This window comes from Humitalea sp. 24SJ18S-53 (assembly GCF_050632385.1).
Taxonomy (GTDB): Bacteria; Pseudomonadota; Alphaproteobacteria; order Acetobacterales; family Acetobacteraceae; genus Humitalea.
Genome location: NZ_CP192599.1, coordinates 126,925 through 149,636 on the forward strand (window position 1 = coordinate 126,925; position 22,712 = coordinate 149,636).

At 68.8% G+C, this 22,712-nt stretch carries 23 protein-coding genes; 15 read left to right on the plus strand and 8 right to left on the minus strand.

Annotated features, from left to right (window positions below; all coding sequences use genetic code 11):
• Positions 1-38: 38 nt before the first annotated feature.
• From ACQW02_RS00605 to ACQW02_RS00625, 5 genes are all read right to left on the minus strand, one after another.
• Positions 39-779 carry a capsid assembly protein gene (locus ACQW02_RS00605; RefSeq protein ID WP_431283337.1) on the minus strand — a complete coding sequence of 247 codons (741 nt, stop codon included), beginning with the start codon at positions 777-779 and terminating at the stop codon, positions 39-41.
• The gene (locus ACQW02_RS00610; protein WP_431283338.1) at positions 776-2,197 is read right to left on the minus strand and encodes a portal protein; all 1,422 of its coding nucleotides are present in this window, start codon (positions 2,195-2,197) and stop codon (positions 776-778) included. The genes ACQW02_RS00605 and ACQW02_RS00610 overlap by 4 nt, the downstream gene beginning before the upstream one ends.
• A 4-nt stretch (positions 2,198-2,201) precedes the next feature.
• Positions 2,202-2,420: a hypothetical protein gene (locus ACQW02_RS00615; protein ID WP_431283339.1), complete on the minus strand. Its 219-nt coding sequence runs from the start codon at positions 2,418-2,420 to the stop codon at positions 2,202-2,204.
• Positions 2,421-2,551: 131 nt separating this feature from the next.
• Entirely contained in the window at positions 2,552-2,992 is a 441-nt protein-coding gene (locus ACQW02_RS00620; protein WP_431283340.1) for a hypothetical protein, read from the minus strand.
• Positions 2,989-3,441 (minus strand): hypothetical protein, encoded by a 453-nt coding sequence (locus tag ACQW02_RS00625; protein WP_431283341.1) that lies wholly within the window; start codon positions 3,439-3,441, stop codon positions 2,989-2,991. The genes ACQW02_RS00620 and ACQW02_RS00625 overlap by 4 nt, the downstream gene beginning before the upstream one ends.
• Before the next feature lie 128 nt (positions 3,442-3,569).
• On the opposite strand from ACQW02_RS00625, the gene ACQW02_RS00630 reads away from it, so the two are divergent.
• Genes ACQW02_RS00630 through ACQW02_RS00655 form a run of 6 tightly spaced genes read left to right on the plus strand, consistent with a single transcriptional unit; the run spans position 3,570 to position 8,811 of the window.
• Positions 3,570-4,220 carry a S24 family peptidase gene (locus tag ACQW02_RS00630; protein ID WP_431283342.1) on the plus strand — a complete coding sequence of 217 codons (651 nt, stop codon included), beginning with the start codon at positions 3,570-3,572 and terminating at the stop codon, positions 4,218-4,220.
• Positions 4,217-4,798: a YjbF family lipoprotein gene (locus ACQW02_RS00635; RefSeq protein ID WP_431283343.1), complete on the plus strand. Its 582-nt coding sequence runs from the start codon at positions 4,217-4,219 to the stop codon at positions 4,796-4,798. Before ACQW02_RS00630 ends, ACQW02_RS00635 begins: the two co-directional genes overlap by 4 nt.
• A 43-nt stretch (positions 4,799-4,841) precedes the next feature.
• Positions 4,842-5,663, plus strand: a complete 822-nt coding sequence (locus ACQW02_RS00640) for a MurR/RpiR family transcriptional regulator (RefSeq protein ID WP_431283344.1) — start codon at positions 4,842-4,844, stop codon at positions 5,661-5,663.
• A complete protein-coding gene (locus ACQW02_RS00645) occupies positions 5,660-7,000 on the plus strand; it encodes an aspartate aminotransferase family protein (RefSeq protein WP_431283345.1) in 1,341 nt (446 codons plus the stop codon). The genes ACQW02_RS00640 and ACQW02_RS00645 overlap by 4 nt, the downstream gene beginning before the upstream one ends.
• A gap of 14 nt (positions 7,001-7,014) precedes the next feature.
• A complete protein-coding gene (locus ACQW02_RS00650) occupies positions 7,015-8,025 on the plus strand; it encodes an amino acid ABC transporter substrate-binding protein (protein WP_431283346.1) in 1,011 nt (336 codons plus the stop codon).
• 60 nt (positions 8,026-8,085) lie between these two features.
• Positions 8,086-8,811, plus strand: coding sequence for a M48 family metallopeptidase (locus ACQW02_RS00655; RefSeq protein ID WP_431283347.1), 726 nt, complete (start codon positions 8,086-8,088; stop codon positions 8,809-8,811).
• On the opposite strand, the gene ACQW02_RS00660 is transcribed toward ACQW02_RS00655, so the two are convergent.
• A complete protein-coding gene (locus tag ACQW02_RS00660; protein WP_431283348.1) occupies positions 8,808-10,154 on the minus strand; it encodes an amidase in 1,347 nt (448 codons plus the stop codon). The genes ACQW02_RS00655 and ACQW02_RS00660 overlap by 4 nt on opposite strands.
• A 90-nt stretch (positions 10,155-10,244) precedes the next feature.
• Between ACQW02_RS00660 and ACQW02_RS00665 the strand changes: the two genes are divergently transcribed.
• The 5 genes from ACQW02_RS00665 to ACQW02_RS00685 are packed head-to-tail and all read left to right on the plus strand — an operon-like array spanning position 10,245 to position 14,709.
• Complete coding sequence (locus ACQW02_RS00665; protein WP_431283349.1) at positions 10,245-11,222, plus strand: TRAP transporter substrate-binding protein; 978 nt, start codon at positions 10,245-10,247, stop codon at positions 11,220-11,222.
• Positions 11,219-11,734: a TRAP transporter small permease gene (locus tag ACQW02_RS00670; RefSeq protein ID WP_431283350.1), complete on the plus strand. Its 516-nt coding sequence runs from the start codon at positions 11,219-11,221 to the stop codon at positions 11,732-11,734. Before ACQW02_RS00665 ends, ACQW02_RS00670 begins: the two co-directional genes overlap by 4 nt.
• A gap of 7 nt (positions 11,735-11,741) precedes the next feature.
• Positions 11,742-13,040: a TRAP transporter large permease gene (locus tag ACQW02_RS00675; RefSeq protein WP_431283351.1), complete on the plus strand. Its 1,299-nt coding sequence runs from the start codon at positions 11,742-11,744 to the stop codon at positions 13,038-13,040.
• 5 nt (positions 13,041-13,045) lie between these two features.
• Positions 13,046-13,888, plus strand: coding sequence for an NAD-dependent epimerase/dehydratase family protein (locus ACQW02_RS00680; protein ID WP_431283352.1), 843 nt, complete (start codon positions 13,046-13,048; stop codon positions 13,886-13,888).
• Positions 13,885-14,709 (plus strand): aldose epimerase, encoded by an 825-nt coding sequence (locus ACQW02_RS00685; protein ID WP_431283353.1) that lies wholly within the window; start codon positions 13,885-13,887, stop codon positions 14,707-14,709. Before ACQW02_RS00680 ends, ACQW02_RS00685 begins: the two co-directional genes overlap by 4 nt.
• Before the next feature lie 4 nt (positions 14,710-14,713).
• On the opposite strand, the gene ACQW02_RS00690 is transcribed toward ACQW02_RS00685, so the two are convergent.
• Complete coding sequence (locus ACQW02_RS00690) at positions 14,714-15,694, minus strand: dihydrodipicolinate synthase family protein (protein ID WP_431283354.1); 981 nt, start codon at positions 15,692-15,694, stop codon at positions 14,714-14,716.
• Between the two features lie 10 nt (positions 15,695-15,704).
• Positions 15,705-16,682 carry a Bug family tripartite tricarboxylate transporter substrate binding protein gene (locus ACQW02_RS00695; RefSeq protein WP_431283355.1) on the minus strand — a complete coding sequence of 326 codons (978 nt, stop codon included), beginning with the start codon at positions 16,680-16,682 and terminating at the stop codon, positions 15,705-15,707.
• 84 nt (positions 16,683-16,766) lie between these two features.
• Here ACQW02_RS00695 and ACQW02_RS00700 point away from each other — a divergent pair, with 84 nt between their 5' ends.
• From ACQW02_RS00700 to ACQW02_RS00715, 4 genes are all read left to right on the plus strand, one after another.
• Entirely contained in the window at positions 16,767-17,891 is a 1,125-nt protein-coding gene (locus tag ACQW02_RS00700) for an FAD-dependent oxidoreductase (protein WP_431283356.1), read from the plus strand.
• Entirely contained in the window at positions 17,888-19,468 is a 1,581-nt protein-coding gene (locus ACQW02_RS00705; protein ID WP_431283357.1) for an acyl-CoA dehydrogenase family protein, read from the plus strand. Before ACQW02_RS00700 ends, ACQW02_RS00705 begins: the two co-directional genes overlap by 4 nt.
• A 72-nt stretch (positions 19,469-19,540) precedes the next feature.
• Complete coding sequence (crtI, locus tag ACQW02_RS00710; protein ID WP_431283358.1) at positions 19,541-21,106, plus strand: phytoene desaturase family protein; 1,566 nt, start codon at positions 19,541-19,543, stop codon at positions 21,104-21,106.
• Positions 21,107-21,121: 15 nt separating this feature from the next.
• Entirely contained in the window at positions 21,122-22,711 is a 1,590-nt protein-coding gene (locus tag ACQW02_RS00715) for a phytoene desaturase family protein (protein ID WP_431283359.1), read from the plus strand.
• Position 22,712: the final 1 nt, after the last annotated feature.

Sequence of the window (22,712 nt, forward strand, 5' to 3'; positions counted from 1 at the left end):
CGTCATGGCGACCAGGTTTTGTGCGGACGGAAGTGGGGTCAGCCGCCGACGAGGCGGCGGAAACCTTCGGTGACGCGGTTCACGAATTCCGGCTCCCGCTTCTGCCAGTAGCGCGGGTCGCGCATCATCTGGCGCAGGCCGGTTTCATCCATCGCCTGGGGTGCATCCGCCTGGCGCCCGATCATGGGTTCCTTGCGGTCCATCATGCCCGACAGCGCGATCACGCCCTCGGACGTGCCGGCCATCGCGTCGAACACCGCCGGCGGCAGGTTGGCGCGGCCCCAGGCGGCGAGTTGCCGGGCGATGGCGCGGTAGCGATCCTCACCACCGAAATGCGCGATCAGCCGGTCGCGCTGGCGGTCGGCCTCGTATTGCGCGGCGGCCTCGGCGATCACCGGCAGCAGACGTTCCGCCGCCAGGTCGTAGACCAGTTGCGCCTGCGACGGCGTGAACCCCGCGGCGTGCAGTCGCGCATTGATTGCGGGATCGGGCGCGCATTGTTCGCAGGGGGCTGCGATCTCGTAGCCCTCCGGCGCTTCGGGAATGCCCATCGCGGCGCGGAAGCGCGCGATCTCCTCCGGTGCCGCATCATCGGCCGGCGGCGCGAAACGCTGCGACAGGCGGCGTTCCAACTCCAGGTAGGATTTCAGCAGCGCGTCGATGCGCACCGCCCCGGTCACCGGGTCCTTGAACTTGGCCGGGATCTGGCTGCCGGTCGAAACCGCGTCGCTCATGACGACGGGCGTTTCGAGTTCGGCGGTGATCAGGTTCTCGCTCATGCGGAAGGGCTCTCCGAAAGGGGTGTCAGGATGGAGTCCGGCACATCCAGCGTGCGGGCCAGGAAACGCGCGGCGGCGGCGGCATCGATCTGCGCCAGGCCGGCGGGCCCGAGTGCCGCCGCCGATTGCAGGAACAGCGCGGTATTGGCGGCATCGGCCCGCGCCTGCAGCCGCGCGAGCGGGCTGCGATAGGCGAGCCGCACCTCCTGCCCATCCAACAGGATGGGCGGCACCTCACCGCGCCGGCGCAGCACGCCGAGCGACCGCACCACCAGCGGCGACAGCAATTCGTGCTGCAGCCGCCCGTAGCAGGCACCCAAGGTGCGGGCGGTTTCGGCGCTGCGTTCCAGCACCTCGGTCGCGGTGCGGTCCTGGCCGGGTTTCGGGCTCAGCCGGTCCGCCAGCAAAGCGGTGCGGATGCGAGATCGCAAATCGTCAAGAACGAGGTTGGAGACATCGAAGTTGCCCGGCGCCGCCAGCGGCGTCAGCCCCGCCGAACCTGGCGCCTTGGGGATGATCGCCCCGGGTACCAGCCGCACCGTCGCTGGATTCAACACCCCATCGTCATCGGCCTGCCAGATGCCGGTCGCGGCGATGGAGGCGTTCTTCAGGATCAGTTCGACAACCTTGTTGGCAGTGCGGATATCCGGCAGCGCCTTCATCACCGGGCCGCGGCCGTAGGTCTCGCCCGGCGCCACCAGCCAGCGGAAGGCGATGAAGGGGGATTCAGCGAATTCCCCATCGGCCAGCAGCAATGGTGCCTGGCCCGGAATGGCCAGGACGGCGGCGAAGCGGAAGGCGCCACGGCCATCTGGCCAGACGGCTTCCAGTACCGGCAGGCGCGGCGGTTCGCCCTTGCTCTCTGTCAGCGCCTTGGGCAACACGGCCTTGGGAAAGCGTTGCCGGATCGCATCCGGCGTCAGCCCGGCGCTGCGATAGATCGTGTCCAGGCGCCCGGACCCACTGTCCTCCAGCACCGTTTCCGACAGCGGCACGGCGGTCAGCCGCAGGGCGGACAATTCGCCGGGCGGCGCTTCCTCGACCAGCAGCACACCCGTGCCGCAAACGACCAGATCCAGGAACGCCTGGTGCATGGCCAACGACAGCCCGCCGCGATCCAGATGCCCCGCCAGGGTTTCCGACGCGTCTTCCAACAACTCCGACAGCCCAGGCGTATCGGCCATGCCGCGCGTCGGCTGCAGCCCGAACCAGCGCGACCAGGGTGGCGTCAGCTCAGCCAGAAGCGATGCGGCCAGTTGTTCGGCGGCATCGGCGGCGGTGCCGTCGAACAGCGCCGGCCCGCCCTGGCCGGGCGTGCGCGCCAGGACGTGGTCGCGGCAATCCTGCCAGGTCGCCTCCCACGGGCGGCGCCGGTCGAGCGCCGCCTGGTGGCGCAGCAGAAGGGTTTCCGGGGTCATGGCGCTATTCCCCCAGAAGCGATTTGCGCGGCGCCACGGGCAGTGGGTCCAGGACCCCGCGGGCGGATGTGGCGATGGTGCCGGCCAGGCCATTGCGGGCGCGGGCCGTGCTGGCGGCACGGGCCTGCGTCGCCGCCTGGTCCGGCGGCGGTGCCGTGACGGGCGGCGGGGGCTCGGCCGCCGCGATGGCGACCGGCTTCGGGGCTTTGATGAGGCCACCCATGCGGCTCGACGCTCCAGTTGGGGCGAAACGCCGCACGGCCCGGGGGATGGACCGTGCGGGTGATCGCGGAGGGGGGGGGAGTGGAGGAAGCCGCGGGGCGCAACTATCCCCTTGGCGAGAGGTGAAATAGCCTAGGTCGGCAAAATAGTCAAGGTTTTTTTCCTAGGGTTTTGATCATAGGAAATCAACCGCTTGAACAAGCCCTGCGGGGTCAGTGCAAAGGGCGCACCGGGACCAAGCAAAGCGCGGCAAACGCTGACGCAGGTCAGCGGCAGCAGCCCCGGCAGTGGCGTGGCGATGGCCTCGGCCGGGGTGAAAGGGCCCAGCACGACGAAGCCCGCACGGGTCCACAATGCCGGGAGATCGTAGTCGGCATCCACGCCAAGGCGCGTGATGTGCAGCCGCCCCGACAGCGGATCGACCACCGTCCAGCCATCGGCATCGCGCAGCCCGGCAAAGCAATGCCGGAAGCCTGGCGCCAGCAGGCGTTGCCATGCCTGGCTGGTGCCGCCGCCGAAGCCCAGGAAGACAGCGGGCTCCGGCAGGCGCCGATGTGAGGCGTGCTGTGTCACCGACGATTCGGTCCGAAAGATGAGAGTGGAACACAAGGGTTTGCCTCTTCCGGGCGCGGGAAGATGCCGTCGCCGGCGACGATGCCCTTGACCCGCAGCGGCCAGTCCAGGCGCTGCATCGCTTCCTTCCACAACCGTGCATCGGCACGCTCCGGGGCGAAGCGTTCGTCGGGCACGCTGTGCTTTTCGCCCCAGGCCCGCATGACGCGGGCATGGGCCAGGTCGATGCGCCGCTGACGGTACAGGCGGTCGAGCACGACGATGACGTCATCCGGCTCGCAAGGGCGCAGCATCTCGCCGCGCCCGGCGCCCAGTTGCGCGCCATCGCGTCGCGCGGTCAGCGCCGCCATGGTCCAGAACCAGGCTTCTTCCGCCGAATGGAAGGGCACCGCCCGATCGAGCGAATGCAGGCGGCGGGTCGGTGCGGCGCGGGGGGCGGGGTTCGGCATGGCGGGGGCTCCGGTGCGTCCCAGGGGGTTGGGATGGCTGTTCTCTAAACACATAATCCTAGGTGTCAAGGCATAAATAGGTCTATTATCTCCTTGTATTGGGGTTGTCAGCCTAGGATAATGCGTCCATGCGACACGAAGACGTTTGGCGCGCGCTTGATGCGCTCGCCGCCGAACATGGACTCAGTGCCTCGGGCCTCGCCCGGCGCGCCGGCCTCGACCCCACTGCCTTCAACCCGTCCAAGCGAACGGGGCCGGATGGGCGCGCGCGCTGGCCATCGACCGAAAGCGTGGCGAAGGTGTTGAACGCCATCGGCGCGCCGCTGGAATCCTTCGCCTCCCTTGTTTCCGGCACCAGCAGCGGCGCGGGCGGCGGCCGTCGGGCGATGACCGGCCGGCGCATTCCGCTGATCGGCATGGCCCAGGCGGGCGGTGAGGGGTTTTTCGACGACGGCGGCTATCCCGTCGGCGGTTCGTGGGACGAGATCAGCGTGCCGGAAGTGCCCGACCCGCACGCCTATGCCCTCGAAATCCACGGCGACAGCATGGAGCCCGTGTTCCGCGACGGTGACCTGGTGATCGTCTCGCCCGGCGCCCCCGTTCGCCGTGGCGATCGCGTCGTGGTCCGCACCCGGGAAGGTGAGGTCCTGGCCAAGGAACTGGTCCGCCAATCCGCCAAGCGGATCGAACTGGCCAGCCTGAATCCGGCGCATCCCAACTACAGTTTCGATCTCGCCGATGTCGCCTTCATCCACCGGATTGTGTGGGCGACGCAGTGAGGCGTTGGCGGCCGCTGGCAGCGCTTTTGCTGCTGGCCGGCTGTGCCGCCCCTGTCCCCGCCGACGACCGCTTCGGCCCCCCCGAAGTCGATGGACCCGCCTTGTCCCTGGCGGTCGGCAGCCGCCCGGCCGTCGCGCTGCTGCTGCAACAGAATGGTGAATCCCGGCTGTGGCGCACGCGCGATGGCGTCGTGGTCGCGACCGATGGCGCGCGCGTGGTGGCGACCGCGGGGCTTGCGGTATGGGTCGCGGCAACGCGGTTCGACGGGCCTGACCCGCTGGACGAACCGCTGGCGCTGGTCGGGCGTCTCGCCTCGTCGCGGCGCCTCGTCGACCTGATGACGCCAGACCGGGATCCGGCCTCGATGCGCTTCGGCGTGTCGCTTGAATGCACGCTGCGCGGCCGGATCGACGGCGACGTGCTGCTGGTCGAAGAAGGCTGCAACGGCAGCGGCTTCAACTTCACCAACCGTTTCTGGGGCGATCCGCAGACCGGCGGCATCTACCGCAGCGAGCAATGGGTGGGTCGGGAAGCCGGGCTGCTTGGCATTACCGTCTTACGGCCGCCGCCGGCCTGAAACGACTGTTGCATGACGGCGCGATGCGTGAAACAGTTGTTTCATGCTCGCCGACCGGCTCAACCGCGCCCTGCCCAACCTGCCCCCCGCCTTGGCCGCGGCCGGGCGGCATTTGGCGGCGCACCCGTTCGAGGTCGCGACCCGCCCAATGCGCAGCCTGGCGGCCGAGGCTGGGGCCTCGCCCGCCAGTTTCACCAGGCTGGCACAGGCGCTTGGCTTTGACGGCTGGGATGCCTTGCGCGATGCGGCGATCGCCGAGCAGCGACCAGTCCCCGCGCCCTATTCCGCCCGGCCGCGTGCCGAGGATGCGGCGGCCGTGCTGGTGGCCGATGTCGGCAATGTCGCCGACCTGAACCCGGCCGCCCTGCAAGCGGCCGCGGCCACCCTGCACCTTGCGCCGCGCATTCACGTCGCCGGCTTCCGGTCCTGCCGGGCCGTTGCAAGCCTGCTGCACTACCAACTGCGCCTGTTCCGCACCGATCCGCTGCTGCTGGATGGGGAGGGCGCGCTGGACCTGGACCTCGCGGCCTTTCGCCCAGGCGACGCGCTGGTCCTGGTGGGCTTCGCACCCTATTCCCGCGCCAGCCTGATGACCCTGGCGGCGGCACGCGATGCGCGGTTGCGTATTGTCGTGCTGGCCGATCGCGCCGATGCGCCGATCACCGCCGGGGTCGACCACGTCCTGCCCTTCGCCACCGCCACGCCGGCCTTTTTCCCCAGCCTGACCGCCGCCGTCGCGCTGGCGCAGGCCTTGGCCGCCAGCGTCTTCGCGGCCGGCGGTGCCGATGCGCTGGCCGCGCTGCGCGCCAGCGAAAACCTGCTCGACCGTTTCGCCGCCTACCTGCCCGAGGATTCTGTCGCATGACCAGCCACATCGTGCATCGCAACCTGCGCGCCGATCCCGCCATTGCCGTCTCCGGCCATGGCGTGATGCTGCGCGACGCGACGGGGCGGGAGGTCATCGATGGTTCGGGCGGCGCCGCCGTCGCCTGCCTCGGGCACGGGCATCCGCACGTGATCGCCGCGATGAAGGCGCAGATCGACCAACTCTGTTACGCGCATACCAGCCTGTTTTCCTGCGAACCCGCCGAAGCCCTGGCCGACATGCTGGTGGGCCACGCACCCGGCGGGCTGACCCACGCCTACTTCGTCTCCTCCGGCAGCGAGGGCATGGAGGCGGCGCTGAAGATCGCGCGCCAGTATTTCCTCGAGATCGGCCAGCCGGAGCGCACGCGTTTCATCGCCCGGCGGCAATCCTATCACGGCAACACGTTGGGGGCACTGGCGGCGGGCGGCAATGCCACGCGGCGGGCGCCCTATGCGCCGATGCTGGCCGATATCTTTTCGCATGTGGCCCCCTGCTACGCCTATCGCGAACGCGGCGATGCCGAGAGCGATGCCGATTACGTCGCGCGTCTCGCGGCCGAACTGGAGGCTGAATTCCAACGCCTCGGGCCCCAGAATGTCGCGGCCTTCTGCGCCGAGACGGTGGTCGGTGCGACGCTCGGCTGCGTCACCGCTGTCCCCGGCTACTTCGCCGCGATGCGCGCGGTCTGCGACCGCCACGGCGCGCTTCTGCTGCTGGACGAGGTGATGAGCGGCATGGGCCGCTGCGGCACCTTGCATGGCTGGGAAGCCGAAGGCGTCGCGCCCGACGTCCAGGTGATCGCCAAGGGCCTGGGCGGCGGATACCAGCCGATCGGGGGCATCCTTGTCTCAGGCAGGATTGTCGCCGCATTGCGCGACGGCTCCGGCACGTTCAAGCACGGCCACACCTACCAGGCACATCCGGTCGCCTGCGCGGCCGCGCTCGCCGTGCAGCAGGTGATTGTCGATGAGGATTTGCTGGCCAATGTCCGCGCCATGGGGGCGCTGATGGCCGAACGCCTGACCGAACGCTTCGGCAACCATCGCCACATCGGTGACATCCGCGGGCGCGGGCTGTTCCAGGCGATCGAGCTGGTCGCCGACCGCGCCACCAAGGCGCCCTTCGATCCGGCGTTGAAAGTGAACGAACGGATCAAGCAAGCTGCCTTCGACCGCGGCCTCGCCTGCTACCCCATGGGCGGCACGGTGGATGGCACCCGCGGCGACCATGTGATCCTGGCGCCGCCCTACATCAGCACCGCCGCCCAGATCGACGCGATGGTGGATCGCCTGGGCGATGCGACCATTGCCGTGCTTGCCGACCTGCCACGTTGAAGGAGACACATCCCATGCGACACATCCTCCCCGCCCTCGCGCTGCTGTTCGGCAGCCTGGGCGCGCACGCCGCGACGCTCGATACCGTCAAGTCGCGCGGCACCCTGATCTGTGGCGTTTCGGCCGGCTTCGCGGGTTTCTCCGCACCCGATAGCCGCGGCGAGTATCGCGGCATCGACGCCGATTATTGCCGCGCCGTGGCCGCCGCCGTGCTGGGCGATGCGACCAAGGTCCGCTTCGTTCCGCTAACCGCCCAGGCACGCTTTGCCGCCCTGCAATCGGGCGAGATCGATGTGTTGTTCCGCAACAGCACACAGACCTTCCTGCGCGACAACACGCTGGGACTGTCGCAGGGGCCGGTCAATTTCTACGACGGCCAGGGTTTTGTGATCCGCCGCGATGCCGGCGTCGCGCGGGTGCAGCAATTGGATGGCGCGACGATCTGCGTGGCGCAGGGCACGACCCACGAACTCAACCTGACCGACACCTTCCGTGCCCGCAATATCGCCTTCCGCCCCGTGGTCTTCGAACGGGTTGATACGATGTATGACGCCTTCTTCGCTGGGCGCTGCGATGCGATGACGCAGGATGCCTCGGCGCTTGCCGGCGTGGTCGGCACCATCGCGCGCAATCCGGCCGACTACATCGTGCTGGAGGAATTGATCAGCAAGGAACCCCTCGGCCCCTTCACCCGCAATGCCGACGACCAATGGACCAATATCATCCAATGGGTTCACTACGCCCTGGTCGAAGCCGAGGAATATGGCGTGACCTCGGCCACCGCCGAAGCCCAGTCGCGCGACAGCCGTGATGCGACGGTGCAGCGCCTGCTCGGCAATACCGGTGACTTCGGCCAGCGGATGGGCTTGGCGAACAATTGGGCGCTGGCGGCGATCCGTGCCGTGGGCAACTACGGCGAGATCTTCGAACGCAACGTCGGCCAGGCCAGCCCGCTGAAACTCTCCCGCGGTCGGAACGACATCTGGACCCGTGGCGGCCTGATGTACGCGATCCCATTCCGCTGATCGCGTGATGCCCCACGCGCACGGTTGATTGCCGTGCGCGCTTGTGGGCAGGGTATGCCCATGCCCGACGAATCGACCCGGGAAACCCTCCCTCTGGCACCCGACCCGCTGGCACCGCCGGTGGATGTGCAGGTCGTCTGGCAGCGCAGCGCCCGCGCCCGCCGCGTGTCGCTGCGCATCGATGCCGCCGAGGGCGCGGTCCTGGTCACCCTGCCAACCCGCGGCAGCCGCAAGGCGGGGCTGGCCCTGCTGCAAACCCATGCACGCTGGATCACCCAGCGCCTGCGTGCCCTGGCGCCCGCCTGCCCCTTCGTGCCGGGGGCGATGGTGCCGATCGGCGGCCTGCCGCATGAGATCATCCATGCGCCGGACGAGCGCGGCGGCGCCTTCCTGCATGGCCAGACCCTGGTGGTCACCGGCGACGAAACCTTCCTGGCCCGCCGCACCGCCGATTTCCTCCGCGCCGAGGCGGGCCGTCGCTTGGCCGTCCGCGTCGCGCACCACGCCACAGCCATCAGCGTCGTGCCCCATGCGATCCGGCTGAAGGACACGCGCACCCGCTGGGGATCCTGCGCCGCCGACCGCACCTTGGCCTTCTCATGGCGGCTGCTGCTGGCCCCCGATTGGGTGCTGGACTACGTCGCGGCGCATGAAGTCGCGCATATCCGCCACATGAACCATGGCGTGCATTTCTGGGCGCTGCTGAACACCATGTCGCCGCACCGCGCCCAGGCCGAGACCTGGCTGAAACGCCACGGCCCCGGCTTGCTGCGCGTGGGGGCTTAGGCCAACCCGGCCTCCACCGCCGCCGCGACGGCGAACAGACGCGCATCGCCATCATGTTCGCCCATCAGCATCAGCCCGACCGGCGCCTCGCCCGGGCGGTGGCAGGGCAGCGAGATCGAGCAGCGGTCCAGGAAGTTCCCGACCGAGGTATTCCGCAGCAGCGCCATGTTGATGCGGTTGTAGTCACGTTCCTCGGCCACCTCGGCCAGGGCCGGCGGCACGATCGGGCAGGTCGGCAGCACCACCGCATCGAAGGGCGCGGTGCGCGGCGCGATGGCGGCGATCAGCGCGGCGCGGGCTGCGACCAGCGCGATATAGTCGGTCGAGGTCATCCGTTCGCCGCGCAGGATGCGCGCCAGAATCCGCGGGTCGTAGCGGTCGCGACCCCGGGCGATGATGTCGCGATGCAGCGCCCAGGCCTCGCTCGCCGCGAAGCCGCCGGTCGCATTCACCGCAGGGATATCCGCCAGTTCCGGCAGGTCTAGCGGCACGATCAACGCCCCCGCGGCCGACAACCGGGCCAGGGCCGCGTCAAACGTCGCGGCCACGGTCGCATCCATGCCATCGGTCAGGTAGGTGCCGCGCGGCAGGCCCAGCCGCAGCCCGGCCAGCGGCAGCGCGGCCGGCGCCGCCGGCTGGTCATCGCCCGCCATGCCGGCATGGATCACCGCGCAGCACGCGACCGTGCGGGCCAGGGGGCCGATGGAATCCAGGCTCTGCGACAGCGGGACGACGTTCGTGATCGGCACGCGTTTGGCCGTTGGTTTGTAGCCGACCACCCCGCACAGCGCCGCCGGCACGCGACAGGACCCGCCGGTGTCGGACCCGAGCGCCGCAAACCCCATCCCATCCGCGACAGCGACCCCGGCGCCCGAGGATGACCCCCCAGGGCATCGTCCCGTCGCACGATCCCACGGCGACAGCGGCGTGCCGAAATGCGGATTCACGCCCAACCCGCTGAAGGCGAATTCCACCATATTCGTGCGGCCGAGCACGACGAAGCCCAACCGTTCCAGTCGCGCCACCGCGGGCGCCGTCGTCGCGGCGGGCGGGGCGTCGGCCAGCACCACGCTGCCGGCGGCGGTGACCTGGCCCGCCTGGTCGAACAGATCCTTCACGCTGATCGGGATGCCGGCGAATCGCGACGGCGCCCTGCCGTGGGCGCGCAAACCGTCCATCGCGTCGGCGGCGGCCAGGGCCGCCTTGGCCTGGACCTGGACGAAGGCGCGGGCGCCCTCGCCCGCCGGATCGGCGATGCGGGCAAGCGCTGCTTCGGCCAGGCTCCGCGCGGTGGTGGCGCCGCTGGCCAGGGCGTCGGCGGCGGCGGCGATGGAATGGGGCATCGAGTGGCTCCTGTGACGTTGCGCGTTTGACACACCAGCGCGACGCGGGCCACGCTGGCGTTAGAAAAATATCATCAAGGGGAAACTTTCATGCTGACTCGCTTCCGCACAGCCTTGCTGGCGGCTGTTGCCGCCGTCGGCCTGTCCGCGACCCCGGGCCTGGCCCAGGAATGGCGCGGCTGGAACATCCACGCCGCCGATTATCCGAACGGCCGCGGCATGGACCGCTTCGGCGAGTTGGTCGCCCAGCGCACAAACAATCGCATTCGCCTGCGCACCTACCACTCGGCGACGCTCGGCCAGCAGGATGAGGCGATCCAGCAGATGCGCCTCGGCGCCATCGACTTCGGGAACTTCAACCTCAGCCCGTTCAACAACCTCGCCCCCTCGACCAATGTCGTGACATTGCCCTTCCTGTTCCGGGATGTCGGGCATTCGCACCGCGTGATGGCCGGCGTGGGTGGGGAGGAAATCGCCCGCGACCTGGACGGCATCGGCATCATCGCCCTGGCCTGGTACGACGCCGGCGCCCGCAGCATGTACACCCGCCGCCCGGTCCGCGTGCCGGCCGACCTGCAGGGGATGAAGATCCGCGTGCAGACCTCGGACCTGTGGATCGACATCATGCGCGCACTGGGCGCCAATGCGACGCCGCTGCCGTTTGGCGAGGTCTTCACCAGCCTGCAATCAGGCGTGATCGACGGGGCCGAGAACAACTGGCCGTCCTACGAAAGCACCCGCCACTTCGAGGTCGCGCGATTCTACACCACCACCGAGCATTCCAACGTGCCGGAAGTGCTGGCCGTGTCCCGCCAGCGCTGGGCGCGGCTGAGCGACGCCGACAAGGCGATCGTGCGCCAGGCCGCCCTGGATTCGGCGACCTATCAGCGTGAGCTCTGGGCCGCGCGGGAAACGGAATCCCGCGCGCGGGTGACCGCGGCGGGCGTGACGGTGATCGAGATCACCGACCGCACGCCCTGGTCCAACCTGATGGCGCCGGTCTATGCGAAGTATGCCGCCGACCCGCGCCTGGCCCGGATGGTTCAGGCCATCCGCGAAACCCCGTGAGGGCGTTTTCCGCAGCGCTTGAGTTCCTGTCGCGGATCATGATCGGGGCGGCTTCGGTCGCCCTGGTCGCCCTGATCGTGATGATGGGCTGGATGGTCTTCGGCCGCTACGTCCTGAACGACACGCCCACCTGGGTGGAACGCGCGGCGACCTTGGCCATCCTGTTCATCGCCCTGCCGGTTGCCGCGGTCGGCGTGCGGGAACGCTTCCACCTGTCGGTGCTGGGCTTTCGCGAAAGCCTGCCGCCGAATGCGCAGCGCTGGATCGCGGTCGGCTGCGACACGGTGGTGGGGTTGTTCGGCCTGGCCATGGCCTTCTGGTCCTGGGAATTGGTCGATGGGGTCAGGAACTTTCGCATTCCCCTGCTCGGCATCAGCCAGGCCTGGACCTATGCGCCGCTGATGATCAGCGGTGCGCTGATCGCATTGTTTGCCCTGGAGCAGGTGCTGCTCGACATCCTGTCGCCGGACGCGCCTGAAAAGCGTGGCGTGGCGGCGGCCTTCCTGGAGTAGGCAGCCTGTGGAACCTGGCCTGATCATCCTTTTCGCTATTTTCTTCTTCGGTGTCGTGGCGGGCGTTCCGGTCGGCTTCGTGCTCGGCATCGCCGCGGTGGTTGGCTTCATCTACGAAGGCATCAATCCCGCCGTGGCCTTCCAGCAGATGACGTCGGGGATGAGCATGTTCTCGCTGCTCGCCATCCCCTTCTTCATTTTTGCCGGCGAGATCATGCTGCATGGCGGCATCGCGCGGCGCCTGGTCGCTCTGGCCTCCGGCTGCGTCGGCTGGATGCGTGGCGGGCTTGGCATGGTCGATGTCTCCACCTCCATGCTCTTCGGTGGGATTTCGGGTTCTGCGGTGGCCGATACCTCCGCCACCGGCACCATCCTGATCCCGGCGATGAAGGCCAAGGGCTATGGCGTCGACTATGCCGTGTCGCTGACCGTCACCAGCAGCATCGCGGGCATCCTGATCCCGCCCAGCCACAACATGATCTTGTATTCGCTGGCGGCGGGCGGCGGCATTTCGGTGACCGCCCTGTTCATCGCCGGTATCGTCCCGGGCATCACGATGTGCCTGTTCCTGGCCATCGCCGCCTATGTCATGGCGGTGCGCCGCGGCTACCCGGCCGAGGCCTGGCAGGGTTTCCGCCACCTGGCCTGGACCGCGATCGACGCGCTGCCCGGCCTGCTGACGGCGGTGATCATCCTGGGCGGCGTCTTGTCGGGCATTTTCACGGTGACCGAATCGGCGGCCTTCGGCGCCATCTGGGCCGTGCTGGTGACGATCATGGTTTACCGAAGCCTGACCTGGGACAACTTCGTCATCGCGGTGAAGGGCAGTGTCCGGACCACCGCCGTGGTCTTCATGCTGGTCGGCACCGCGACCGCCTTTGCCTATCTGCTGGCCGTCTATCGGCTGGCGGACCTGCTGACCGCGGGGATGCTGTCGATCAGCGACAACCCCATCGTCATCCTGCTGATGATCAACATCTGCCTGCTGCTGCTGGGCTGCGTGATGGACATGGCGGCGCTGATCCTGATCACCACGCCGATCTTCCTGCCGGTGGTGATCGCCATCGGCATGGATCCCGTGCAATTCGGCATGGTGATGATGATGAACCTCGGCCTGGGGCTGTGCACGCCGCCGGTGGGCGCGGTGCTTTTCGTCGGCTGCGCGATCGGGAAAATTCCGATCGAGACGGTGATGAAGACCATCTGGCCTTTCTACGGAGCAATCCTGGTGGCACTGATGCTCACCACCTATTGGCCCGCCATGTCGCTGACGTTGCCGCGGCTGTTTCTTGATTACGGAGGCTGACCGCCATGACCATTCCCCAAAAACCCGTCCTGCTGACGGGCGCTTCCGGCAACCTGGGCCGGGCGCTCGCGCGTGAATTGGCCGCCGCCGGCTGGACCCTGCGCTTGACCGACATCACGCCCTTCCCGGATGCGCTGCCGCCGCGCGCGCAATTCGTGAAATGCGACCTGAACGAAAGCCTGGCCGTGGTGCGGCAGGCCGAAGGCTGCGGCGCGATCCTGCATTTCGGCGGGGTGAGCGTGGAGCGGCCGTATGAGGAAGTTTTGGGCCCCAATCTGCGCGGCCTCTACCACATCTACGAAGCCGCCCGGCGCGAAGGCGCCAGGGTGATTTTCGCCTCGTCGAACCACAGCATCGGCTTCCACGAACGCCCCTCCGGCAACCAGCCGAAAATCGACGTGGACTGCGACTTCCGCCCCGATGGCTACTACGGCCTGTCCAAGGCCTATGGCGAACTCATGGGCCGCATGTACTGGGACAAGCACGGCGTCGAGAACGTGAACCTGCGCATCGGTTCCTGCTTCCCCAAGCCGATCGACGCGCGGATGCTGGCCACCTGGTTGTCCTATGCCGACCTGATCCGCCTGTGCCAGGCCGCGGTGACGGCACCGAAGACCGGGCATGCGGTGATCTGGGCCGCATCGGCCAACCCGCGCACGTTTTGGGGGCAGGACCACCGCGACCGCATCGGCTGGGCACCGCAGGATACCTCGGAGGATTACGCGGCCGAGGTCGGTGGCATCCTCAGCGGCGATCCGGTGATCGAGCGCTACCAGGGCGGCGCGTATACCGCCATCGAGTATTCCCGCAGCGCCCCGTCCCCGCGCGACGCCTTTTCGCTGGAATGAGCCTCTACCTGACGGCGGGCGGCTGGGCCGCGCGGCTGCTGCCCGAACAGGGCGCGGCCATGGCCCGGCTGACCTGCGATGGGCGCGATGTGCTGGCGCCGGTGCCGGATGGCGCCGACCCCAATACCGCGATGGCCGGTGCCTTCTGGATGGCGCCCTGGACCAACCGGCTGGATGGCGGGCGGGTTGGCGCGCTTGGCACGGCGCCGGTGAATCGCCCGGCGGATGGAACGGCGATCCACGGGTTTCTACGCGACCAGCCATGGCGCGTGGTGTCGACGACGGCGCAGACGGCACGGCTGACGGTGGAATCGATGACGGCGCCCCTGCCGTGCCGGGCCGTGCTCGATGTGGCACTCGACCACGAGGGGCTGTCGTTGATGCTAGCCCTGACAAACCTCGGCGCCACGGCGCTGCCGTTTGGGATCGGCTGGCATCCGTGGTTCGTGCGTACGCCGTCCACGCACCTGGCCTTCACCGCCACGCATCGGTTTGTTCGCGACAGCCGTAACCTGCCGGACGCCGTCGAACCCACCGCCGGCATCGATGGTGGCGAGGCCGCTTTGCTCGGCCACGACACGCATTGGTCCGGCTGGGATGGGCGGGCGCGGATCGACGGGTTTGTGCTGGGCGCGACCGGTGCCTGGGCTGGCAACATGCAACTCTACGCCCCACCGCATCTGCCGGTGCTGTGCGTGGAGCCGGTCAGCCATGTGCCCGATGTGCTGAACCGGCCGCGCTTCGCGCCCTATGGCGCGATGGACGTGCTGGCGCCCGGCGACAGCATGGCTGGCCGGATCACCCTGCTGCGGGCGATGTAGCCGGCTACTCCGCCGCGGCGGACAAGGGCGCCAGCCCGCAGCGCAGGAACGCCTCCCGCGTCGCCGCCTTTTCAGCCTCGGTCAGTTCCAGCATCGGCGGCCGCACCGCGCCGCCGACCTGGCCCAGCAGGGATTGCCAGTATTTCTGGTGACTCTGCGGCTTGCCGCCGGGGCGAGTGGATTTCAGCGCCTGGCGCACCGGCTGCAGGCTGGCCGACACCCGCCGCGCCTCCTCCGCCCGACCTGCAAAAGCGAGGTCGGTATAGTCCCGCATCCGCCGGTCCGCCGCCGTCTGCAACAGATAGGGCGGTGAGGAGCAAAGATAGACTTGCCAATCAAGGTCCAGAATGTTGTCCAGCCATTCTTCCTCGCTGGCGGTCGACACGATCAGCGTGTCACCGGCCAGGCGGGTCAGTTCCGCATACATCGCGCGTTCGACCGAATACTTGATCGCCACGACATTCGGCAGCGTCGCCAACCGTGCGCAGAGTTGCGGCGACATCAGGTATCCGCTGTCGGGGTGGCTCCACAGCGCGATGCCGATGTTCACGGCTTCGGACACGCGGCGGTAGTATTCCCAAAGGATCTCGTCCCGGTCATGGACGAAATGCAGCACCGGCGCATGCACGACGATGTAGTCGGCACCCGCCGCTTCGGCATGGCGTGCCAGTTCCAGCACCGTGTCCAGGTTCTGGTCGCTGACAGACATGATGGTGCGGGTGCCGCAGGCGCGGGCGACCTCCACCGCGATTTCGCAGGCGCGTTTGCGTTCGGCGATGCTCATGGCGAAGAACTCGCCCTGCTTGCCGGCGACGAAGACGCCATCGATCCCCAGGTCGGCGAACCAATGCCGCAGGTTGGCGCGGAACCCGTCCTCATCGAAGGCCAGCGTGCCAGGGACGAAGGGCGTCAGCGCCGCGCACCAGATCCCGCGCAAGTGAGTGCGCGCGTGTTGCTTTGCTTCGGTGCGTGCGTAGCCAGCCATTGGGGGCCTCTCAGCCTGGGGTGATGCCGCGGGCACGGATGATCTCGGCCCAGACCGTCATTTCGTTGCGAATGAACGCAGCGTAGTCGCTGCGCGACATCGGCGCCACCGTCACCCCATCGCGCGCGAAGCGTTCGGCGATGTCGGGGCGGGCCAGCACCGCGACCGTGGCCGTGTGCAGACGGTCCAGAATGGGCTCCGGCGTGCCGGCGCGGGCGAACAGGCCAAACCAGTTCTCCGCAGCAAAACCCGGCAGGCCGGCGGCTTCGGCCAGGGTCGGCACGTCGGGCAGCGCGTCGCTCCGGGTCGCGCCGGTAAAGGCCAGCGCGCGCAGCCGCCCCTCCCGCACCAGCGGCAGCGCGGTCGAGGGGTTTTCGAACATCGCCTCCACGGTGCCGGAGATCAGGTCCGGGATCGCCGGCCCGCTGCCGCGATAGGGCACATGCGTCAGCGTGACGTTAGCCCGCGCCGCCAGGAGTTCGAGCGCCATGTGGCTCATGGAGGCATTGCCGGCGCTGGCCACGTTCACCCCGTTGCGTGCCCGCGCCGTGGCCAGGAACCCGGCCACATCGCGTGATGGCGAATTGGCCGGCACCAGCAGGAACAGCCCGCCGCGCACCAGCAAGGTCACCGGCGCGAAATCGGCCACGGGGTCATAGGGCAAGCGGGGGAACAGCCCCGGGTTGATCGCGAAGGGGGCACCCGCCACCAGCAAACTCTGCCCATCGGGCGCGGATTTGGCGACCAGATCCGTGCCGATCTGCGTCGCGGCACCCGGGCGGTTTTCCACGACGAAGGGCCGCGTCGTGCCCAGGGCTCGGGGCAGTTCCTGCGCCAGCAGCCTGGCGGCCAAATCGGCCGTGCCGCCGGGCGCCACGCCGACCACGATCGAGACCTGGCGCGTCGGCCAAGCCTCCTGCGCCTGGGCGGCAAGGGGCATCAGGGCCAGGGCGCCAAGCGCCCGGCGCGGCAGGTTCTGTGTCGTCATGGCAAAAGCCTCGGCCGGCGATACGATTCCTGTCAACGACGCCCCCCGGTTCACAACCCGCCCGGGGCGGGCGATCATGCGGCCATGAAAACAGTTCTGATCCTCGGCGGCGGCATCATGGGCCTTTCGGCGGCCTGGGGTTTTTGCCGCGCGGGATGGTCCGTCCGGGTGATCGACCAGGACCCGATCCCCAATCCACGCGGTGCCTCGGTGGACCATCATCGGCTGATCCGCCACGCCTATGGCACCGACGCCGGCTACATGCGGATGGTCGATGATGCCTACCTGGCCTGGGACCTGCTGTGGGCCGACCTCGGCCAAGTGCTGCATGTGCCGACCGGGGTGCTGGTGCTGTCTGCCGATGGCGGCGCCCGCTATGCCGAGGGCCGCAAGACCCTGCTGGATGACGGTCGCCCGGTGCGTGACCTGACGCCCGCCGAAACCTTGGCCCTCTGCCCCGCGCTGGCCCCCGAACACCTGTTCGCCGCCTATGCCTTGGCCCCGGGCGGAGTCCTGCTGGCCGACCGGATCGTGGCGGCGCTGGCCGCGCATCTGGCCGCACGCGGCGTGGTGTTCGAGCGGGCCCGCGTAACCGAGGTCGATGCCGCCCGCGCGACCCTGCGCCGCTCCGACGGCAGCACCCGCACCGCCGACCGCCTGATCGTCGCCGCGGGGCCCTGGGCGCCGCGCCTGCTGTCCGGCATCGCCGCCCGCGTCACCGCGTCCCGCCAGGTGCTGGCCTATCTCGAACCCCCGCCGGGGCTCTGGGACACATCGCCCATGCTGCTCGACCTGCCGTCCTTCGACGAGGCGGACAAAGGCGGCTTCTACGCCGTCCCTCCCGTCGCCGGCACGCCGCTGAAGGTCGGCGACCATCGCTTCTCCCTCGCCGGCGATGCCGAGGACGACCGCGCCGCCACCCCCGCCGAAATCGAGGAGGTCCTGGCCTTCGTCCGCCCCCGCCTGCGCGACTTCGGCGCTTACCGGGTCTTGGGCGGCCAGGCGTGCTACTACGACGTGGAACCAAGGGAGCGTTTCGTGGTGGAACCGCTGGGCCCCGACACCTGGGTGATGTCCGGCTTCTCCGGCCATGGCTTCAAGTTCGGCGCGCTCCTGGGCCTCGCCCTGGCTGGCGGTGACCCGGACCTGCCCGCTTGGGCTGCCGGCCAGGCGCCGCCCTCGCCGGCATTGCGAAGGAATTGGGCATGACCAGCGCCGCCGACGACCTGATCCTGGGGCTGACGCGGATCGTCGACCTGCCCGGCCTGACCGCCGCCGCGGGCGCGCCGCTGGAGGCCGCGGACATCGAGGCCGTGATCCGCGAAGCCGAACGCTTCGCCGCCGAGGCCATCGCCCCCGGCTGGCAGGAGGCCGACCGCCACGGCACGCGGCTGGAAAACGGCGTGGTCCGCGTGCCACCGCATTACGGCCCGCTCTACGGGCAATGGATCGAAAGCGGCTGGCAATCCCTCGCGGCCCCGGTCGCCCATGGCGGGCAGGGGTTGCCGCATGCGCTGTGGTCGGCGGTGCAGGAATTGTGCAGCGCCGCCGACATGGCCTTCACCCTCGGCCCGATGCTGACGGCCGGTGCCGTCGAACTGCTGGCCCACCACGCGACGCCGGACCAGGCGGCGCGCTGGCTGCCGGAATTGGCCGCCGGCCGCTGGACCGGGACCATGTGCCTGACCGAACCCCAGGCCGGCAGCGACCTGTCCACGGTCCGCACGCGTGCCGAACCCGATGGCAATGGCGGCTATCGGCTGTTCGGCCAGAAGGTGTTCATCACCTGGGGCGACCACGACCTGGCCGAAAACATCCTGCACCTGGTGCTGGCCCGCCTTCCGGGCGCGCCGGAGGGCTCGCGCGGCATCAGCCTTTTCGCCGCGCCAAAGACCATGCCGGACGGGAGCCGCAACGGCGTCGCCTGTGGCGGCGTCGAACACAAGATGGGCATCCACGCCAGCCCGACCTGCATCATGCTGTTCGACGGCGCCGAGGCCGAGTTGATCGGCGAAGCCAACCGCGGCCTGCCTGCCATGTTCGCCATGATGAACGCCGCCCGCCTGGGCGTGGCCGTCCAGGGCGTGGGGCAGGGCGCCCGTGCGCTGGCCCTGGCCGAAGCCTATGCGGCCGGGCGCGAACAGGGCGGCCGCGTCATCGCGACCTTCCCCGATGTCGCCCGCATGCTGGCCGAAATGCGCAGCGTGACCCTGGCTGGGCGGCTGCTGGCGCTGGAGGCCGCCGCCTGCCTCGACCGCGCGGCTCTATTGGGCGATGCGGACGCCGACGCCCGCCTCGCCCTGCTGACCCCCATCGTCAAATCCTGGTGCACCGATCGCGGCGTGGCGAATGCCAGCCTGGGCGTGCAGGTGCATGGCGGGATGGGCTTTTGCGAGGATGCTGGCGCCGCCCAGGTGCTGCGGGATTCCCGGATCGCGCCGATCTACGAAGGCACCAACGGCATCCAGGCGCTGGATCTGGTGGGCCGCAAACTGCCGCGCGACGGCGGCGCCCTGCTGCGGGTCCTGCTGGCCGAAGCCGTTGCCGCCGCGCCCGCCATCGGCCCCGCCGCCGCGGCAGTGGAACAGGCCATCCCCCATATGCTCGGGACCGGCGGGCCAGGGGGGGCAGCGCCCTTCCTCGATGCCTGTGGCTGGGTGCTCGGCGCCGGCATGGTCGCGCGGGCCGCCGCGGCCGATCCCGCCCATGCATCGACCAGCGATTTCTACATCCGGCGCCTGCTGCCCCGCGCCCTGGCCGGCGCCGAGGATGCCCGTGCCGCATGACCGCACGATCCCGCCCTTGCGCCTTGCGCCCGAGGGCGCAACTAGGAGCGTGATGACCCTTCGATACAGCCGATGAACGCCCCCCTCTCCGCACCCGCGCTGCAAGGCCCGCGCAGCCACGTGGCCGTGATCGGCGCCGGGCCGGGGGGGCTTGCCGCCGCCATGTTGCTGGCCGCGCGTGGCGTTAAGGTGACCCTGTTCGAAAAGGACAGCGTGCCCGGCGGCCGCACCCGCACCTTGACGACGCCCGAGGGCTACCGCTTCGACCTTGGGCCGACCTTTTTCCTCTATCCGCGCATCCTTGCCGAAGTCTTCGCCGCCTGCGGCCGGCGGTTGGAGGATGAGGTCGAACTGATCCGCCTCGACCCGCTGTATCGCCTGGTGTTCGAAGGGGACGGCACCGTGCTCGACGCGACCCCCGACGTCGCGCGGATGCAGGCCGAGATCGCCAAGCTGTCGCCGGCCGACGCCGCGGGCTTCCCGAGCTTCATGTCCGCCAACCGCGCCAAGCTCGGCGCCTTCCGCCCGTTGCTGGAGCGTTCGTTCAACAGCCATGCCGAATGGCTGCAGAAGGACATGCTCAAGGCGCTGCATCTGATGAAGCCGCATTTGACGGTGGATTCCGATCTGAACCGGTATTTCTCCGACGCTCGGGTGCGGCTGGCCTTCTCATTCCAGACCAAATACCTGGGCATGAGCCCGTTCCGTTGCCCGAGCCTGTTCACCATCCTGTCGTTCCTGGAATACGAGCACGGCGTGTTCCACCCGGTTGGCGGCTGCGGCGCGGTGTCATCCGCCATGGCCCGGGTCGCGACCGACATGGGCGTCGATATCCGCTACGACACGCCGGTGGACCGGATCACCACCGCCGGCCGCCGCGCCACGGGTGTCGAGGTCAACGGCCGCGCGATCGCGATGGATGCTGTCGTCGTCAACGCGGATTTCGCGCATGCCGTGCCGAAACTCCTGCCGAACAGCCTGCGCAAAGGCTGGAACGACAAGCGCATCGCCGATGCGCGCTATTCCTGTTCGACCTTCATGCTCTACCTGGGCATCGAGGGATCGCTGGACCTGGCGCATCACACGGTCCTGTTGTCCGAGGATTACAAGGGCAATATCGCGCAGGTCGAGGGTGGCATCATCCCGCCGGTGCCGTCGCTGTATCTGCAGAACGCCTGCGCGACCGATGCCTCGATGGCGCCGCCCGGGCATTCCACGCTGTACCTGCTGGTGCCGGTGCCGAATTTGCGGAACCACGCCGATTGGGCGGCGGAAACCGCGCGCTATCGCGAATTGGCGCTCGATCGTCTCGCCGCGCTGGGTCTTGGCGATCTGCGGCCGCGCATCCGCTACGAGAAGATCGTGACGCCGCAGGATTGGCAGGATGAATTCGCCGTCGGCTACGGCGCGACTTTCAACCTGACGCATGATCTGGGGCAGATGCTGTCCTTCCGCCCGCGCAACCGCTTCGCGGAAGTGCCGGGCGTGTATCTCGTCGGTGGCGGCACACATCCCGGCAGTGGGCTGCCAGTGATTTACGAAGGGGCGCGGATCACCGCGAACCTCCTGATGGAAGACCTCGGCGTGGCCGACGCGCCGCTGACGGCGGCGCCGCCACGTTCCTTGGCCGCGGACTAGAGAGGGAACGCTACGATGGGTGCCAAAGTCGTCGTGATCGGTGGCGGCCTCGCGGGGCTCGCCGCTGCCGTCGTCGCGCAGGCGCGTGGCCACCAGGTCACGCTGTTCGACAAGAACGAATGGTTGGGCGGCAAGGCTGCCGTGCTGAACCTGCCGAACCCGGCCGGCACGGGCGGCTTCCGCTTCGACATGGGGCCGACCATCCTGACCGTGCCGCGCGTGCTGCGCCGGATCGTGGCCGAGGCCGGTCGCCGGCAACAGGATGCGATCCCGCTGATCCGCCTGGACCCGCAATGGCGCTGCTTCTTCGAGGACGACAGCCGCGTCGACCTGATGGAAGGCGCCGAGGCCGGTGCCGCCGCGATGGAAACCTTTGCTCCGGGCAAGGGTGTGGGTGAGGGCTACAAATCCTTCCAGCGCATCGCGAAGCACCTGCATGGTGTCTCGGAAAAATTCTTCTTCTGGAAATCGGTCGAGGGTGTGACCGACACCATCGACTGGAAGCAGAACCTGCAGCCGAACACGCTGAAGGATGTGCTGGCGCTGCGCATGGGCCAGACGGTGGCCAAGATCATCCGCGGCAAGGTGCCGGATGAACGCTTGGCGCAGATGCTGGACCATTTCTGCCAGTATGTCGGCTCCAGCCCCTATCTCGCGCCGGCGGTGCTGTGTTCGATCGGCGACATGCAGTCGTCGGAAGGCGTCTGGTATCCGGTCGGCGGCACCCGCGCCGTGGCCGAGGGGTTGGAGAAACTCGCGCGCGAATTGGGCGCCGACCTGCGGCCCAGCACCGAAGTGACGGCGATGGAAATCGCCAATGGCGCGGTGAAAAGCGTCACCGCCGGCGGCGAGCGTTTTGCCTGCGATGCCGTGATCTCCAACATGGACGCGATCCGCACCTACACCGAACTCGTGGGCGGTGAGCCCGCGAAAAAATACAGCCGCGCGAAACACGAGCCCGCGTGCAGCGGCGTCGTGCTCTACCTTGGGCTGAACAAGCGCTACGACCATCTGGCGCACCACGACTTCGTCTTCTCCCGCGACGCGGAGGAAGAGTTCGACGCGATCTACAAGCAGGGCGAACCCGCCCCCGACCCGACGGCTTATCTGGCGGCGCCGTCGGGCTCCGACCCATCGGTCGCGCCGGAGGGTGGCGAGGCTTTGTATGTGCTCGTTCACACGCCCTACCTGCGCAAGCATCACGACTGGAACCGGATGTTCCCGGCCTACCGCCAAAAGATTCTCGACAAGCTGAAGCGCACGGCCGGGCTGGAGGACATCGAAAGCCGCATCGTGACCGAGCGTCACCTGACCCCGGTCGATATCCACAATCGCTACAAGGTGCTGGACGGCGCCATCTACGGGCTGGCCAGCCACGGGTCCTTCATGGGCGCCTTCAAGCCAGGGAACCGGTCCAAGGCCGTGCGGGGCCTCTACCTCGCGGGCGGTGCCGCGCATCCGGGGCCTGGGATGCCGATGGTCATGATGTCCGGCTGGATCGCCGCCGATAGCCTGGACCGCGATCATGGTGGCACCGGCATGGGCGAGGCCGCCGATTTGGCCGGCCGTCGCGAACAGGATCTGCCAGCGATGGCGGCCGAATAGC

Bases quoted from the DNA above. Each gene is read 5' to 3' on its own strand.
- ACQW02_RS00605 (WP_431283337.1), bottom strand. From the start codon at position 779: ATGAGCGAGAACCTGATCACCGCCGAACTCGAAACGCCCGTCGTCATG.
- ACQW02_RS00610 (WP_431283338.1), bottom strand. From the start codon at position 2,197: ATGACCCCGGAAACCCTTCTGCTGCGCCACCAGGCGGCGCTCGACCGG.
- ACQW02_RS00615 (WP_431283339.1), bottom strand. From the start codon at position 2,420: ATGGGTGGCCTCATCAAAGCCCCGAAGCCGGTCGCCATCGCGGCGGCC.
- ACQW02_RS00625 (WP_431283341.1), bottom strand. From the start codon at position 3,441: ATGCCGAACCCCGCCCCCCGCGCCGCACCGACCCGCCGCCTGCATTCG.
- ACQW02_RS00630 (WP_431283342.1), top strand. From the start codon at position 3,570: ATGCGACACGAAGACGTTTGGCGCGCGCTTGATGCGCTCGCCGCCGAA.
- ACQW02_RS00640 (WP_431283344.1), top strand. From the start codon at position 4,842: ATGCTCGCCGACCGGCTCAACCGCGCCCTGCCCAACCTGCCCCCCGCC.
- ACQW02_RS00645 (WP_431283345.1), top strand. From the start codon at position 5,660: ATGACCAGCCACATCGTGCATCGCAACCTGCGCGCCGATCCCGCCATT.
- ACQW02_RS00650 (WP_431283346.1), top strand. From the start codon at position 7,015: ATGCGACACATCCTCCCCGCCCTCGCGCTGCTGTTCGGCAGCCTGGGC.
- ACQW02_RS00655 (WP_431283347.1), top strand. From the start codon at position 8,086: ATGCCCGACGAATCGACCCGGGAAACCCTCCCTCTGGCACCCGACCCG.
- ACQW02_RS00660 (WP_431283348.1), bottom strand. From the start codon at position 10,154: ATGCCCCATTCCATCGCCGCCGCCGCCGACGCCCTGGCCAGCGGCGCC.
- ACQW02_RS00665 (WP_431283349.1), top strand. From the start codon at position 10,245: ATGCTGACTCGCTTCCGCACAGCCTTGCTGGCGGCTGTTGCCGCCGTC.
- ACQW02_RS00680 (WP_431283352.1), top strand. From the start codon at position 13,046: ATGACCATTCCCCAAAAACCCGTCCTGCTGACGGGCGCTTCCGGCAAC.
- ACQW02_RS00685 (WP_431283353.1), top strand. From the start codon at position 13,885: ATGAGCCTCTACCTGACGGCGGGCGGCTGGGCCGCGCGGCTGCTGCCC.
- ACQW02_RS00690 (WP_431283354.1), bottom strand. From the start codon at position 15,694: ATGGCTGGCTACGCACGCACCGAAGCAAAGCAACACGCGCGCACTCAC.
- ACQW02_RS00695 (WP_431283355.1), bottom strand. From the start codon at position 16,682: ATGACGACACAGAACCTGCCGCGCCGGGCGCTTGGCGCCCTGGCCCTG.
- ACQW02_RS00700 (WP_431283356.1), top strand. From the start codon at position 16,767: ATGAAAACAGTTCTGATCCTCGGCGGCGGCATCATGGGCCTTTCGGCG.
- ACQW02_RS00705 (WP_431283357.1), top strand. From the start codon at position 17,888: ATGACCAGCGCCGCCGACGACCTGATCCTGGGGCTGACGCGGATCGTC.
- crtI (WP_431283358.1), top strand. From the start codon at position 19,541: ATGAACGCCCCCCTCTCCGCACCCGCGCTGCAAGGCCCGCGCAGCCAC.
- ACQW02_RS00715 (WP_431283359.1), top strand. From the start codon at position 21,122: ATGGGTGCCAAAGTCGTCGTGATCGGTGGCGGCCTCGCGGGGCTCGCC.